Origin of the sequence: Pseudobacillus sp. FSL P4-0506, assembly GCF_038003025.1 — a bacterium.
In the GTDB taxonomy this organism is placed as follows: domain Bacteria; phylum Bacillota; class Bacilli; order Bacillales; family Domibacillaceae; genus Pseudobacillus.
Window position 1 is genome coordinate 318,457 of record NZ_JBBOOI010000002.1, and the last position, 15,684, is coordinate 334,140.

Here is a 15,684-nt window from a genome sequence, read left to right on the forward strand (position 1 = left end):
ATGGAGAAATACGATCCAGAAGCAGGCTTTCGAAAATTAAAAGGAGTCCTGTACTGGGTTACGCTTATCGGGCTTGTTGCCTTTTCTTTATTTCAGCTTTATACAGCTATATTTGGCGTTTTGCCAGCACAGCTGCAGCGAACGATCCATTTAGGTTTTGCACTTACACTGATCTTTTTATTATTTCCTGCATCAAAAAAGAAAAGAGAAAAAAAGCAACGGTTTCAAGTAGCTTGGTATGACATGCTCCTGGCCTTATTATCTCTAGCTGTCGGTTCGTACTGGTACTTATTTATGGATGATCTTGTTATGAGGGTAGGAAAGCTTACAACACAGGATTTTCTGATTGGAGCCATCGCGATTGTACTTGTTTTAGAAGCAACAAGACGTGTCGTCGGGCTTCCTATTACGGTTATTTCGGGTTTATTCCTGCTTTACGCTTATTTCGGGCCATATATGCCAGGGTTTTTAGAGCATAGAGGTTTGACGATTGAACGTATCGTTAGAACGATGTTTTTTACGACAGAAGGAATACTGGGAACGCCGCTCGCGGTTTCCTCAACGTACATCTTCTTATTTCTTTTGTTTGGGGCATTTCTTGTAAAAACAGGAGTAGGAGAATATTTTAATGATCTATCAATTGTTATTGCGGGCCGAAGAGTGGGGGGGCCTGCTAAAGTAGCCATTTTCTCAAGTGCCCTGCAGGGAACGATCAGTGGAAGCTCGGTTGCAAATGTAGTAACTTCGGGTGCTTTTACCATTCCGATGATGAAGCGGTTAGGTTATAACAAGAACTTTGCTGGAGCGGTTGAGGCTGCCTCTTCTACTGGAGGACAGATTATGCCGCCTGTTATGGGGGCTGCTGCGTTCTTGATGGTTGAATTTATTGGAGGCGGGATCACCTATTGGGATATTGCAAAGGCTGCTGCCATTCCGGCTATCCTCTATTTTGCAGGGATTTGGATTATGACCCATTTTGAAGCGAAACGAATCGGACTCAGAGGACTGTCCCGGGAAGAGATGCCAGAAACGAAAAGGGTTATTAAACAACTTTACCTGCTTATTCCAATCTTGGTCGTTATTATCCTCTTAATGAGCGGAATGAGTGTAACGAAGGCGGCGTTATGGTCGATCGTCAGTGCGATTGCAGTCGGAATGTTCAATAAGCAGACAAGAATGGGTCCGAAGCTCTTTATTGAAGCGCTGGCAGATGGTGCTCGAACAGCTCTTGGTGTAGCAGCGGCTACAGCGGCTGCCGGAATGATTGTTGGCGTTGTTACGGTAACAGGTGTTGGACTTAAGATGGCAAATGGTTTGCTTGAGCTTTCGGGTGGATATTTGATACCTACCCTGATCTTAACGATGATCGCATCACTTATATTAGGCATGGGATCGCCTACCACAGCGAACTATGTCATTACGTCCACAATCGCAGCTCCGGCTATTCTGTTGTTTGGTGTACCGGCTCTCTCGGCTCACATGTTTGTTTTTTATTTCGGAATCATTGCCGATATCACGCCTCCTGTAGCACTCGCGGCCTTTGCAGCAGCTGGGGTTTCTGGCGGTGAACCGGTACGGACAGGAATCATCTCATCAAAGCTTGCTATAGCGGCTTTTATCATTCCTTATATCTTTGTCATCTCTCCACAATTGATGCTGATTGATACGACGTGGATAGAAGCACTTTGGGTCATTTCCACTGCCTTCGTCGGCATGATTGCAATCGGTGCAGGAATGATCGGCTACTGGATGAGAAGGCTTAACTTTTTAGAAAGAGCAGTTGCGGTGATCATTGGATTCCTTTTGGTCTACCCTGAAGGAATCTATAGTGCGATTGGTCTTGTTGCGTTTGTTCTTATGCTCGGCAGCCAATACTGGCTATTGAAAAAAGACAATACACAGGTGCCATCTTCGCCATCCATGTAACGAATGATGCCCAAAGGCCGCGGTCTTTGGGCTTTTTTTGGCTCTGTTAAAATCTAATATTGATAACTGGATAAATTTAAAGGAAATCCAACTTTCAAAGGTTTCCCGTGCATAGAGATAATAAATTTGTTAAAAAATACAATCATTTTATCGAACAAACGGACCAGGTTGTTACCTTAGTAATATTGAAAGCGTTTAGGGAACTTTGAACATTTGGTGGTTATCTTTAAAATAGGAAATAATAAAGTCCCGGAAATCTCTTACTGAAGGAGATAACAACCCATCTTTTACCCAAGACAGTCCGACTGTATAGGTCGGGGCAATATCTGCAATTTTTACGTAATGTAAATGGTGTTTTCTACACACTGAAATGGGAAGGAATGCTACACCTTGATCTAACTTAATAATTTCTGCTAATAGATTAGAATCTACCTCAAAATTATTTTTGGGAGTGAATCCCTCTTTTTCACAAAGTTCGTTTGTAAATTTACTGTATTCCTCATTACCAGCCAGAGAAATAAATGGTTCATTGGCAACATCTCTTAAAGAGATTTCTGAATGGCCTGCCAACTTGTGGGTGGAGGGCAATACCAGGACAATGTCCTCATCTAACAACACACAGCTTTTTATCTCCTCATCCACTATAGGTGGACCTGCTATACCTAAATCAATTTCCCCCTTCTTTAAGCTTTCCAGTATTCCACTTCTCACTCCAATTCCCTGTTGTATTTTTATTTCCGGATATTGGGTAATGTATTCACTGATCAGCCCTGTGAGGAATCTAGGATTGGAAATCGATATTTTAATGGTGCGTGTATTTTCCTGATCTTTCGCTTGAATTTCCGTTCTTGCATTTTCAATTTCGGTAAAAATCTTGTTCACATGTTTCAAAAGAATTTTTCCAGAAGAACTCAATTCAATATTTCTTCCTTTCCTATCAAATAACTTTGTTCCCAATTCATCCTCAAGTCTCTTAATTGTGAGGCTTAATGAAGGTTGAGCAATATTTAGTTGTTGGGCAGCCTTAGAAATATGCTCTGTATAAGCAACCGTCTGAAAGTATTTCAATTGAAGCAGTTCCATCTATTTTTTACACCCCTATTATTTACTAAAATAAATATATTTATAAAATAACATGTATTAGATTAAATATAAAATCCGATATAAAATTATGGATGTAGAAAAAGTACAAGAGGGCAAGATAAACATGAAAATTTTTTAAGAACCTGATTAAAAAAGGAAGGTGTCATTTAAGTGAGAAAGGATGAAGTAGTTAAGCAGTTTACAACTCCTTTGGATGCGGGGGCGTTTCCTTTAGGTCCATACCGCTTTTATAATCGTGAATACTTAAATATTTTGTATAGGACCGATCTTGAAAGATTGAAAAAAATAGTTCCGGAGCCATTGGAGGTTAAAGATCCACTTATCAGATTTGAAATTATGAAAATGCCAGATGTTACAGGGCTAGGATCCTATACAGAGTGTGGGCAGGTCATCCCTGTAAGCTTTGAAGGGGAAGAAGGCGATTATCTTCATGCCATGTATGTAGATAGCTTTCCTGCCATCGCTTCCGGCAGAGAAATAGCAGCGTATCCTAAAAAGTTAGGCAAGCCTAGTTTATATGTTGATTCCGACACCTTAGTCGGAACCTTGGATTATAGTACTTTGCGGGTGGCCACAGCTACAATGGGGTATAAGCATTTTCCGCTTGATCATTCGGAGGCGCTTAAAGAAATCGTTAGACCGAATTATATGTTAAAAAAAATGCCAGGATATGATGGCTATCCAAGAATTTGCGAATTGGTCCGGAGCCAAATTACGGATATTAAAATACTTGGTGCTTGGTCAGGACCTGCAAGGCTGGAGCTGTTCGCACATGCGTTGGCACCAATGGCGGATTTGCCTGTCCTTGAGGTCGTATCGGCTTCTCATATTCTAACAGAGCTTTCATTGCCCTCTCCAACTGTTATATATGATTATTTAGCTGAAAAATAGAAAGGAAGGTAAACCATACATGTCCAATTCAAAGATAACGCTCTCTGAAGAATTGCAACGATTTAATCCAGTAACCGTTATTGGAGCTGGCACAATAGGGATTTCCTGGACCACCTTGTTTTTAGCCTATGGATTGACAGTGCGTGTGAATGATCCTCGTCCTGACTTAAAAGAAGTAGTTCTTAATGGGATTGAACAAATCAAGCCTACGTTAAAAGCTCTTGGACTGCCAACTGAAAATCTAACAGATCATTTAGAAATAGAGCCGGATCTGGAACGTTCGCTTCAAGGCTCGGCTGTTGTCCAAGAAAATGGACCAGAACGAATTGAATTCAAACAGGAATTGTTTTCTAAAATTGAAAAAGCAGTAACTAAAGAAACGCTTTTGCTGTCCTCCACTTCCGGAATCCCTTCAAGCGAAATAGCAAAAGGAATGAAGAATCCGGGTCGGCTTTTAATCGGACATCCATTTAACCCCCCGCATCTCGTTCCGCTCGTTGAAGTGGTACCAGGAGAACATACAGAAGTTCAAGCCGTTAATGATGCCATTGCTTTCTATAAATCATTAGGAAAAGAGCCCATGGTATTAAAAAAAGAAATCCCCGGTTTTGTTGCTAATCGATTGCAATCCGCCCTCTTTCGAGAAGCGATCCATCTAGTTCTTGAAGAAGTCGTTTCAATGAAAGATTTGGATCGAATCGTAACGAATTCCATCGGTTTACGATGGGCAGTTGGCGGTCCGTTCCTCACATTCCATCTTGGAGGGGGGAAAGGGGGACTCCCGGCATTTCTTAAACATCTTGGTCCTAATTTACAATCAGGATGGAAAAACCTTGGAAATCCAACCCTAGACGAATCCATCGTTCAAAAATTATCAAATGAGGCAATGAATTCTTACGGAAAAGTACAGATTGAGGAATTGGAAAACAAACGTGATCAAAAGCAAATATCGGTTCTCCATGTAATGAACAATCAACATTAATCCCGATAAAGATAGGAATATTTCATGCGACTGATCAAACAGTAACAAAAGCAAATCAAAAAAGCTGATGATGAATCGATGTTTATAATGAGTATGAAAAGGTAGGGGGAAATTCGAATGAGAATTGCCGTATTAGGAGCAGGTTCTTTAGGAACCATCGCTGGTGCATATATTGCTGCCGGCGGACAAGATGTAGAGTTGATTGATGTCTATCAAGCACATGTTGACGCCTTAAATCAGACAGGGGCAAAAATAATCGGCACAACAGATTTTCATGCAAAGGTGAAAGCTATTACCCCTGATGACATGTCAGGAACCTATGATTTAGTCTTGCTTTTAACAAAGCAATTATTTAACGATTCTGTACTAAAAAACTTGCTGCCATTTTTAGGTGAACAAAGTGTAGTCCTCTCCTTACAAAACGGCATACCTGAAGAAAAGGTGGCTTCCATTGTTGGCCGAGAACGAGTAATTGCTGGGTCTGTTGAATTCGGTGCGACGTTTATGGAGCCGGGGGTATCAAAACTTACAACAGAATTTACTCATTTTAAAGAGTATGCTTTCCAAATTGGAGAACTAAACGGTGAAACAACGGAAAGAATTCAGCAGATTAAATCCATTTTGGATCTTGTGGGGGGTACCCATATTTCCGATAACCTGGTTGGGACAAAATGGTCAAAATTATTGATTAACAATGCATTTAGCGGTTTATCAGCTGCACTAAACAAGGAGTTTGGAGGGGTACTTGATCATGAAGTCAGTATTGTAAGTGCTGCGCATATTGCTGATGAAACGATCAAAGTAGGACATGTAAACGGTGTGAAATTTGCTAAAATGAATACCTTTGATATTGCATCATTAGAAATAAAAAGCGAAAAAGATATTCCTGAGCGTGTTCAAACACTTCGAAAATTCATGGAATCTTCCAGACTGTTAAAAGCAAGCATGCTGCAGGATCTGGAAAAGAAACGTAAGACTGAAATTGATTATATAAATGGGGTCGTTCCGCGGCTGGCAGCAGACAAAGGAATTTTAACACCTTATAATGATATGGTTGTAAAATTAGTAAAACAAGCGGAAGAAACCCAATCCGTTCCGAATTTTGAAACAAACATTAAGTTTTTTGAAGAACTAAATAAATAGGAAATGTTTTTTATTAAGAGGGGTGTTGACCATCATAGGGCAACACCCCTTTTCCTTATTCTAACTTAGCTAATTGCTGTTGATAAGTGAAGACTATTAACAAACTGGGCGCTTTAATGGCCTAACGATCACAAAAATCATCAAACTTTTTCTAAAGATTACTAAGCGTGAGGGTATAGAGGTTATATGGAAGAGGGGCTAAAAATGAAGGGGGGCAGAAGTTTTTTCTGTTATTGAAATAATTATCCATCCTTATTCGATGTTAGGGTTGAGATCTTTTTGTACAGTTGAATCTATTATTTTAGGAATAGAAGTGATGCATCTTATTAAAATTGAAACAGCCCGAAAAACAAAGGGGAGAAATTTAAATAAAAAAATCAACATTTTAATAATACAGATTGTGTATAATTCAAATAGAAACAATATAAAACCAAATGCAATAACAATAGGTTTAGCCGCAGGTGTTCGTGACATTTCAAGAGTCGAAATTATTTTACAAACTACGATTACTGATGTTCGACCAGTGATTAAATCTAAAGATGGTTGCTTTAGTAACTTAAACCCAGATCATTGTAAAAACCCCTCTCCTTCAAATATCCCTCTTCCTGTACCGACTGCAAATGGAGAATAAGTAAGCTAAATAACATAATGTCAACACTTAAATGGATTGGCTGAAAAAATTTTTGTATGAAGACATTAACTACAGATAACTCCTAGTTGGGTTTATCTTTTTTCTGTTCGTTTCTCTTACACAGCTTGTGTCTACTATTCATCATTCTTGATCCTGAATGCTTAAAAAAACAAATTTAAGTCTTTCCAGTTTGTAAGTAATGGTGTGTATCAGACAAAATTCAGCATTTAATGGTTCTTTAGCTAACTTTGGTAGGAGGAGAGGAGTAACTTGAGAAAATTTCGAGGGAAGAAAAGATACTTCCACAATTTGTGGGGAAAATTAATACTTGTGATTTAAATATTGATAGTGAATCATCGTTTGTTTTTTGGCATATATACCTGGATTTTACTAGGTCGGGGAAATAGTTTAAAGATAAGAGGAGGGCACATTAAAGCTCATGTAGCATTGTACAATAACTTACTAAAACAACTTGAAAATTTGAAAAACCTTATCAGTCGTGGATTTGTATACACGAGAGAGATCCTGGTTCGGATGCAGTATATGTACTTACGCCAAATCCAACATCTAGTCAAAAGAACAGGGTATTATATTATAAAGTTCGTTTAATAAAAGTGAAATGTATAAAAACCTACTTGTTCATACAACAACTAGACCGATTAGATGGCCAGAAACTCGGTGAAATCAATGATGTATAAATCCGGTATAGGGAAGAGTGAGAAGAGAATCTCTTGTCGGCTAAGGGGTTTCTTCGTGTAGAAGCTTCTTTGTTGTAGTGTTATGTGAACTATAAGTGTATGAAATATGTAAACTAAATTTTTGTTATAAATTCTGTAATAGCTATTAAAATTCTCTTTTTAGAATGCATCTTATGAAAAGTATTAAGGAATTGATACAAGAGCTAAACTGGGATAATTCACAAGAGGTCCAGGATATGGCTATAGAAAAGCTTTCAAATTCAAGTGAAAAAGATGTCATTCTAATAGCGAAACATTCAGATATATAAGGAATGAATCAATGAGCTTTGAGAAGAAACACCGTTCGTCAGAGTGTAAAGAACTTTATTATTTTTAATTTACTAAATTTATTGACAATTTTTTGAGAATGAGATAGTTTATTACATAACTACCATGGTACATGCAACGTATTGATTTATTACTTGGTAATTTGTTGTTGCATTGATTGTAAGTTGTTATGAGTTTAGGGGATTTTTATTATAAGGGGGAGTAGAAAAACGTTTATTAATCATTGCTGGTAATAAATAATAATGTGTTTAATGAAAGCGCTTCCTGTAGATCTTAAGCTTGTAAAAGTGAAGTGAATGGAATGTTTAAAGAGAATTTATAAAAATTGCTGGGAGGCAAATATATGAGCAATTATTGGAACTCTTTTAAAGAAAAAGTAGATTGGCCTGTTTTCAGCCTGAGCGGCGGTGTTTTGGTGCTCTTTGTCTTTCTATCAGTCATTAAAGTGGACATGGTTACAAAGTATGTAAATATGGGGTTTGATCTTTCGATTAAATACTTTGGAGCCTACTGGCAACTGCTTTTGTTAGCTACCTTTTTTGTGGGCGCAACATTATCTCTTTCAAAATACGGCAAAGTAAAGATTGGCAATCTAGATAAACCAGAAATGAGTTTTTTTAAATGGGCTGCCATCATTATTACTTCTGGTCTGGGAGCCGGTGGTGTATTTTGGGCAGCCGCGGAACCAATGTATTACTTTATAGATGTTCCGCCTATGTATTCAGGCATTAAAGCTGGAACCGCAGAGGCAATAGGACCTGCGCTAGCACAAAGCTATATGTCATGGGGATTTACAGCTTGGGCTATCTATGGAGCAATCAGTACGATTGTTATCATGTACGCTCATTATAATAAAGGAATGCCTCTTAAGCCGAGAACATTGTTATATCCGATCTTCGGTGAAAAAATTAAAGATAGTCTTTGGGGAACATTTGCTGATGTATTTTGTATTATCGGAGCGGTTGCGGGAACCATAGGACCCATTGGGTTCCTTGGGCTACAAGTAAGTTATGGTGTAAATGCTGTCTTTGGATGGGCAGACACATACAGTACGCAGGTTATCATTATCGTTGCTCTTACAGGCGTTGTTTTATTTTCAACATTGACCGGTATTGATAAAGGAATACAATGGCTGAGTAGGTTAAATGTGAACATGGCCGTGGCAATCGCTATATTTTTACTGTTATTTGGCCCCGGTGAGTTTATCATTAATTCATTCATTTCGTCTGCTGGAACCTATCTGAATGAGTTTATTCCTGTCAGTACTTATCGTGGAAACCCAGAATGGATGGGGGCTTGGATGCTCTTTTTCTTTGGATGGTTCATTGGCTTTGGTCCATTAGTTGCGTTACTTGTTGCCAGAATTTCAAGAGGGCGCAAAATTAGAGAAGTTTTTTTGATGGTTTCTGTTATATCGGCTTTAGTAACAAACTTTTGGTTTACTGTTTTAGGAGGGACGGGAATTTTTTACGAATTAAATCATGCTGGCTCAGTAAGCGGTCCTCTAATAGAAGGAGGCTTGCCAGCAGCTATTATCGCAATTGCTGAACAAATGCCGCTAGGGTCGATAATGCCGACTGTCTTTCTTGTATTAACCGTGCTCTTTGTTGTTACAACGGTTGATTCTATGTCCTATTCTATTGCAATGAGCGTAACGGGTGTGGGAGATCCTCCGAAGGCTATGCGTGTGTTTTGGGCAGTCATTATGGCGGTTATCGCGATTATTTTAATCAAAATAGGAGAAGGAGGCGTAGGCGCCTTACAATCATTCGTTGTTATAGCAGCTGTCCCAGTTTCAATTTTAATGCTCCCTATACTGTGGCATGCTCCACGAATTGCTAAAATAATGGGCGTAGAGCAAGGAATAATCGAAGAAGAAAGAAATATTGCGAAAGAAACTAATGAGATACAGAATATTAACAGTTTATAAGCTAATAAAATATTTTTGATTAACTTTTTAGAAAATTTAAAATAAGTAATTGACGCATTTTGTTAGATACTTTATACTGAACGTAACATCTTGTATGGTACATGGTAAAAATAAAAAGAGAACATTGATAATCCTGCTATTCTTAAGGGGAGAGCATTTTTCAAAGAAAGGATCCTTGCGATTTCTTTCCATTAATTTTCATCTAGGTTACCATGGTACATGGTAAAAATAAGGAGGGATTTACTATTACTACTATTTTAACCACCAGTATCACTTCACAGGCAACGAATGCCATTCGTGAAGCAATCTTAAAGGGAGAATATGAGCCCGGAAGAAAACTATCAGAGGCTGCTTTGTCAGAACACTATAAGGTTAGCCGAACACCGATCAGAGAAGCTCTAAAACAGTTAGAAAGAGAAGGGTTGGTTGAGATTATTCCTCGGGTAGGAACATGTGTAACAAAACCAACTGAAAAAGAATTGGATGAGTTATTTACATTAAAAGAAGTGATGGAAGGGCTCGCTGCTGGTTTATTAGCCGAAAGAGGAAGTGAGAAAGAGATCAGCATCATTCGCAAAGCTGTAGCCGACATGGAGAAAGCTATCCAGACATCGGATAATGACCTCTATGTTAAGGCAAATGATACGTTCCATGAAGCGATTTTAGATGGCGCAGATAATTCAAAGTTAAACTTTATGTTGAATATGCTACTCAATCAAATCCCTTATACCCGCTATGTTTATTTGAGTATTGGGCTCCCTAATCGCCGTAAAAAATCATTGGCAGAGCACCAAGCTATTTTATCAGCAATTGAAAAAGGAAACCGTGATGAGGCGGAAAAAACTATGCGTGAACACGTGAAATCAAGTGGAATCCGCTTAAAAGAAGCAATAGCCAAAAAGCTGTATGAAGAGAAATAAATTTCAGAGGTGAATAAATTCATGAAATTCGGAATTTTTGCAAACTTAGCTGGACCAGGACGGCATGAAGAATACGACAAAGTCCTTGATGAAGCCCGCGAACAGGCTATTTACTGCGATGAGAACGGCTATGATTCTATTTGGTACACAGAACATCATTTTGGACATGAAGGAAATGAACTAATTTCAAACCCTATTTTAATGGGAGCAGATATTGCTGCTCATACAAAGAGAATTCGTATTGGGCAGGCAGCTAATGTCATTACTTTCTGGCACCCTCTTCGTTTGGCAGAAGACATTGCGATGCTTGATCAGCTTAGCAAGGGGCGTGTAGAAGTAGGCTTGGCACGCGGACTATATGGTAGAGAAGCAGCTAACTTAAACACTTTAGCAGACCCGACGAATCAAGAGCAAAACCGCGCGGTATTCGAAGAAACTTTAGAAATATTAAAGAAAGCATGGGGAAATCGTTTCTTCTCCCATGAAGGAGAAATTTATCAGTTTCCTCCAAAAGGATTAAAGTGGAGTCATCCAATGAGCCCAGCCTCTTCTGAGTTTATGGATATGGAAAAGGGCGAAATTAATAAAATTTCTTTAATGCCAAGACCGTACCAGAAGCCTATGCCTCCTCTATGGCAAGTGATTGATTCACCACGCTCCATTAAATGGGCTGCGGAGAACAATGTGAAAGGCATATTCTGGATGCCAACAGTTAAAGAATTAAAAGAACGCTTTGAGCTATATCGTGAAACCGCTTCAAAAACACGCGGGTATGAAGTTCCGCTCGGTGAAGGCATTGCCTTGGTTCGTGATGTATATGTAGCCGAAACAATGGAACAAGCCCGCCAAGACGCAGCAGAAGCTGTATTAAATAATTACCGCTGGATTTGTCATTGGAGAGGGCTTGGAAATCTGATGGATCCAGGTGAACAAGTAAAAGAAGGCCAGGAATTAAATTATGATTTCTTACATCCGAGAAACTTGTTATTCGGTACTCCAGAATATGTAGCTGAAAAAATTCAAGAATTGAAGGATGAATTAAATCTACAAGAATTATTGCTTTGGGTGAACCACAACGGATTGTCTCATGACAAGATGATGAAGAGTTTGAAGTTGTTTACAGAAGAAGTCATGCCTAAATTTGCAAATGAAAATCAGGAGGTAAAAGTTCATGTTAGAAATTCGTAAAGTATATACAGCTATTGAAGAGACCCATATGGAAGGCGGCAAAAAGCTAGAAACGCCAATTAAAATGATCACAGCCATGCTAGTAATGAAAAATCCTTGGGCTGACAAAGGGTTTGTAGATGATTTAATGACAGAAATTAACGAATATGCTCCAGAAATTGGTGAAGTCCTAGTAGCTGAATTATTTAAACATATTGGTTCTGCAGACGATGTTGAAGCCTTTGGAAAAGCAGCTGTGGTTGGTGTAGATGGAGAAGTAGAGCATGCTTCCGCTTTCATCCATACGTTAAAGTTCGGAAACAAATTCCGCGATGCTGTACAGGGAAAAAGTATATTACCTTTTACGAATAAGCGTGGCGGTGCAGGGGCAGCAGTCATCATTCCAATGGTTCATAAAAATGATGAATCGCAGCGTTCTCACTATATCACATTTGAAGCTTCTATTCCGGATGCTCCGCGGGCAGATGAAATTGTGGTTGCGATTGGTGCTTCTACAGGAGGCCGTCCGTTCCCTAGGACAGGAAACCGCCACCAGGATATGGTTGAAATGGGGCTTGTTTAATGGCGACCGCAGTGTGTGATCAAGGAATGATCCGTTACGAAGAAAAAGGAATTGGAGAACCACTTATTCTCATTCATGGAGTCGGCTTGGATCATACAATGTGGGAAAAACAAGTGGAAGGTTTGGCAGGACACTTTCGTGTGATTGTGTATGATATGGTGGGGCACGGAGGATCTGAGCATCCTCCTGCTCCCTATACGCTCTCCCAATTTGTAGAGCAATTAGCCGGACTGATGAATTATTTGAAGATCGAAAAGAGCCATGTTGTCGGCTTTTCCATGGGTGGAATGGTTGCTCAGGCTTTTGCAAAGAAATATAAAGAAAGATTGAAAACGCTAACAATCATGAGTGCCGTGGCCAATCGAACGGAAGAACAGCGAAAGGCCATCCTTTCTAGGGTAGAAGAAGTAAAAAAAACAGGTCCGGCATCGACGATTGAGCCGGCTATTCAGCGTTGGTTCAACGAAGAATTTATAGAGAAAGAAAGAACGATAGTTGATCAAATTCGAAAGAGACTTGAAACTAATAATCCGGCTTCCTACTTAGCAGCCTATACACTATTTGCTACAGCAGATGAAGAGTTGTGGCCTGAACTTAAGCAAATTAGCCAGCCGACATTTATTCTTACAGGAGAAGATGACATTGGTTCAAACCCGGAAATGGCAAAACAAATGCACAAGGAAATTGCACATTCAGAGGTTTTCATTGTGCCTGGGATGAAACATATGCTGCCAATGGAAGGAGCGGATATTGTAAATAAAGCGATTAGATTTTTTATTGAAAAACAAGCAATTCCAGCAAAGTGAGGAGGGGACAGGATGACAGAATCAGTTAAAACAAAGCTAAAAAAATACAACATGTATATAAATGGTGAATGGGTAGAATCAACGAGCGGAGAATATTTTCCTAGTTATAATCCAGCTACAGGTGAGCCGTGGTGCTATGTAGCAAAGGGTACGGAAGAAGATGTAGACCTTGCTGTCAAAGCCGCTCACCAGGCATTTTTAAATTCGGAATGGTCAAATATGACGTATACAGAACGGGGACGTCTTGTTCGAAAGCTTGGTGAACTTATTGCTGAACGAGTAGAGGAGCTAGCGCAATTTGAAACGCTGGATAATGGAAAGCTAATCCGTGAAATGCGCGGCCAATTGAAGTATCTTCCTGAATTCTTCTATTATTACGCCGGACTAGCAGATAAAATTCATGGAGAAACATTGCCGATTGATAAAAAAGATATGTTTGTATTCACCTCAAGAGAGCCACTCGGAGTTGTTGCTGCTATTACACCTTGGAATTCACCTCTTTATTTAACAACCCTTAAATTAGCACCTGCCCTCGTAGCAGGGAATACGATTGTGATTAAACCTTCTGAAATGACATCAGCCTCCCTATTAGAACTTGTGAAACTTGTAGAAGAAGCCGGTTTTCCGCCAGGAGTTGTTAATGTAGTGACCGGTTTTGGTATGCCGGTAGGGGATTCATTAACATCTCATCCTCTCGTTAGGCGCATAGCTTTTACTGGCGGTGCCGAATCAGCTCGCCATGTAGTCCGCAATTCAGCAGAAAACTTTGCAAAGGTAACCCTTGAACTGGGAGGGAAATCTCCGAATATTGTGTTTGATGATGCAGATCCGGATAACGCAGCTATGGGGATTATCGCTGGAATATTCGGAGCATCTGGTCAAAGCTGCGTCGCTGGTTCACGGGCATTCTTGCATGTGGATATTTATAACAAAGTGATAGAAAAGCTCATTGATCGTGTGTCTAAAATCAAGGTCGGTGACCCGCTTCAAGCTGAAACAGAAATGGGGCCTCTTGCCACACAAGCGCAATTAGAGCGTGTAGAACGTTATGTAGCTGTCGGACTAGAAGACGGAGGGAAAATAGCTTATGGAGGCAAAAAACCGGAACATTTAACAAAGGGATGGTATTTTGAACCAACTATTTTCGAACACACAGATAATACATCTCGTATCACAAAAGAAGAAGTTTTTGGACCAGTATTAAGCGTCATTCCCTTCAAAAGTGAGGAAGAGGTTATTCAACTGGCCAACAGTACAGACTATGGTTTGGCAGCTGGTATATGGGTGAGGGACGTAGCGAAGGCTCACCGTGTAGCGAAGGCTATCCGTGCAGGAATCGTTTGGGTGAACACATACCGGAGCATCTCTCCAATTGCGCCGATTGGTGGATCAGGGCTTAGCGGTTATGGCAGAGAAAGCGGATATGAAGCCATTCACGAGTATACACAAAGTAAAGTAGTTTGGGTCAATACCTCATCTGAACCAATTCCGGATCCATTTATCATGCGATAAAGAAAATAGGCGACCGAAAAGACATCAGGTTCTTACTAAAGGGAGGAAATATAATGAAGTTATTGGGGATTTCAGGAACAATTACAGGCTCAAAAACAAAGAAAGTAATCCAGAAGTTATTAGAAGAAGTAAGAAGCAGTTATCCGGAGATCGAGGTAGAACTGCTTGATTTAAAAGAGTACGATATTCAGTTCTGCGATGGCCGTGATCCCTCTACTTATACAGGAGATACGAAGAAAGTGCTTGATTTAGTGTCCTCTGCTGATTTTTATATAATCGGTACACCCATTTTTCAAGGGTCATTAACCGGAGCATTAAAAAATTTGTTTGATCTAGTTCCTCCTCAAGTTTTTCGTAATAAGGTAATCGGATTTGCCGCTACAGGAGGCACATATCAACACTATTTAGTCATTGAAAACCAACTAAAGCCAATCGCTGGTTATTTCCGAGCGTTCGTCGCACCAAGTTCCGTTTATGTACAACACGACCATTTTGGCCCTCAAGGTGAACTGAGCGATGAAGCGGTTTTAGGAAGAATAGCTAATTTGAGCAAGGAAGTTGTTTTAATGCAAAAGGCATTAAAGGGGAATGAACATGAGTATCAGTACAACTAAAAACGTATCCTCCGCTAAGAATAAGGAAAAAAACGGCGAGGTTGACAAGCTGGTCAGCACTATCACAGGTAAAGTAGTACGTGGAAACCAAATTGGCCGTACCATTGGTTTTCCGACAGCTAATTTATATATTGGCACGGAGCCGTCTTTTTTAGAAAAAGGTGTTTATGGCGTTCAAGTGTTCCATAATAATAAACAATACACCGGGATTATGAACATTGGAACAAGGCCAACAATTGATAGCAAAGAGCTGAAAATCCATTATGAGGTGCATATTTTGAATTTTAGTGAAATGATCTATGATCAGGTACTGACAGTAAATGTGCGCTTTTTTGTAAGGCAGGAAATGAAGTTTGATTCCTTGGACCAACTGATGGAACAAATAAGAAAAGATATCGACTTTATTCGAAAAAGATTGTAAGAATAAAAGGATGGAAATATATTTTTTTC

Annotated in this window: 14 protein-coding genes; 13 read left to right on the plus strand and 1 reads right to left on the minus strand. The window is 39.6% G+C overall.

Going from position 1 to position 15,684, the window contains the following annotated elements; translation table 11 throughout:
* Positions 1-1,926, plus strand: a complete 1,926-nt coding sequence (locus MKZ02_RS23675; protein WP_340856942.1) for a TRAP transporter permease — start codon at positions 1-3, stop codon at positions 1,924-1,926.
* A gap of 195 nt (positions 1,927-2,121) precedes the next feature.
* Here the strand turns inward: MKZ02_RS23675 and MKZ02_RS23680 are convergent, their stop codons facing one another.
* On the minus strand, positions 2,122-3,009 hold the full coding sequence (locus MKZ02_RS23680; protein ID WP_340856866.1) for a LysR family transcriptional regulator: 888 nt from the start codon (positions 3,007-3,009) through the stop codon (positions 2,122-2,124).
* 171 nt (positions 3,010-3,180) lie between these two features.
* Here MKZ02_RS23680 and MKZ02_RS23685 point away from each other — a divergent pair, with 171 nt between their 5' ends.
* The 12 genes from MKZ02_RS23685 to MKZ02_RS23740 all read left to right on the plus strand — a co-directional run bounded on the left by MKZ02_RS23685 (position 3,181) and on the right by MKZ02_RS23740 (position 15,655).
* Positions 3,181-3,921 carry an acetoacetate decarboxylase gene (locus MKZ02_RS23685; protein ID WP_340856867.1) on the plus strand — a complete coding sequence of 247 codons (741 nt, stop codon included), beginning with the start codon at positions 3,181-3,183 and terminating at the stop codon, positions 3,919-3,921.
* Positions 3,922-3,940: 19 nt separating this feature from the next.
* Positions 3,941-4,903: a 3-hydroxyacyl-CoA dehydrogenase NAD-binding domain-containing protein gene (locus tag MKZ02_RS23690; RefSeq protein ID WP_340856868.1), complete on the plus strand. Its 963-nt coding sequence runs from the start codon at positions 3,941-3,943 to the stop codon at positions 4,901-4,903.
* Positions 4,904-5,020: 117 nt separating this feature from the next.
* The gene (locus MKZ02_RS23695) at positions 5,021-6,046 is read left to right on the plus strand and encodes a ketopantoate reductase family protein (RefSeq protein WP_340856869.1); all 1,026 of its coding nucleotides are present in this window, start codon (positions 5,021-5,023) and stop codon (positions 6,044-6,046) included.
* Between the two features lie 316 nt (positions 6,047-6,362).
* Positions 6,363-6,677 carry a hypothetical protein gene (locus tag MKZ02_RS23700; RefSeq protein WP_340856871.1) on the plus strand — a complete coding sequence of 105 codons (315 nt, stop codon included), beginning with the start codon at positions 6,363-6,365 and terminating at the stop codon, positions 6,675-6,677.
* Positions 6,678-8,045: 1,368 nt separating this feature from the next.
* Positions 8,046-9,632: a BCCT family transporter gene (locus MKZ02_RS23705; RefSeq protein ID WP_340856873.1), complete on the plus strand. Its 1,587-nt coding sequence runs from the start codon at positions 8,046-8,048 to the stop codon at positions 9,630-9,632.
* A gap of 212 nt (positions 9,633-9,844) precedes the next feature.
* A complete protein-coding gene (locus tag MKZ02_RS23710) occupies positions 9,845-10,552 on the plus strand; it encodes a GntR family transcriptional regulator (RefSeq protein WP_340856874.1) in 708 nt (235 codons plus the stop codon).
* 21 nt (positions 10,553-10,573) lie between these two features.
* Entirely contained in the window at positions 10,574-11,740 is a 1,167-nt protein-coding gene (locus MKZ02_RS23715) for an LLM class flavin-dependent oxidoreductase (protein ID WP_340856875.1), read from the plus strand.
* Positions 11,724-12,302: an amino acid synthesis family protein gene (locus MKZ02_RS23720; protein WP_340856877.1), complete on the plus strand. Its 579-nt coding sequence runs from the start codon at positions 11,724-11,726 to the stop codon at positions 12,300-12,302. The genes MKZ02_RS23715 and MKZ02_RS23720 overlap by 17 nt, the downstream gene beginning before the upstream one ends.
* Complete coding sequence (locus MKZ02_RS23725; protein WP_340856878.1) at positions 12,302-13,108, plus strand: alpha/beta fold hydrolase; 807 nt, start codon at positions 12,302-12,304, stop codon at positions 13,106-13,108. The genes MKZ02_RS23720 and MKZ02_RS23725 overlap by 1 nt, the downstream gene beginning before the upstream one ends.
* Positions 13,109-13,120: 12 nt before the next feature.
* The gene (locus MKZ02_RS23730; protein ID WP_340856879.1) at positions 13,121-14,620 is read left to right on the plus strand and encodes an aldehyde dehydrogenase; all 1,500 of its coding nucleotides are present in this window, start codon (positions 13,121-13,123) and stop codon (positions 14,618-14,620) included.
* Positions 14,621-14,673: 53 nt separating this feature from the next.
* Positions 14,674-15,234 (plus strand): NADPH-dependent FMN reductase, encoded by a 561-nt coding sequence (locus MKZ02_RS23735; RefSeq protein WP_340856881.1) that lies wholly within the window; start codon positions 14,674-14,676, stop codon positions 15,232-15,234.
* A complete protein-coding gene (locus MKZ02_RS23740; RefSeq protein ID WP_340856883.1) occupies positions 15,215-15,655 on the plus strand; it encodes a riboflavin kinase in 441 nt (146 codons plus the stop codon). Before MKZ02_RS23735 ends, MKZ02_RS23740 begins: the two co-directional genes overlap by 20 nt.
* Positions 15,656-15,684: the final 29 nt, after the last annotated feature.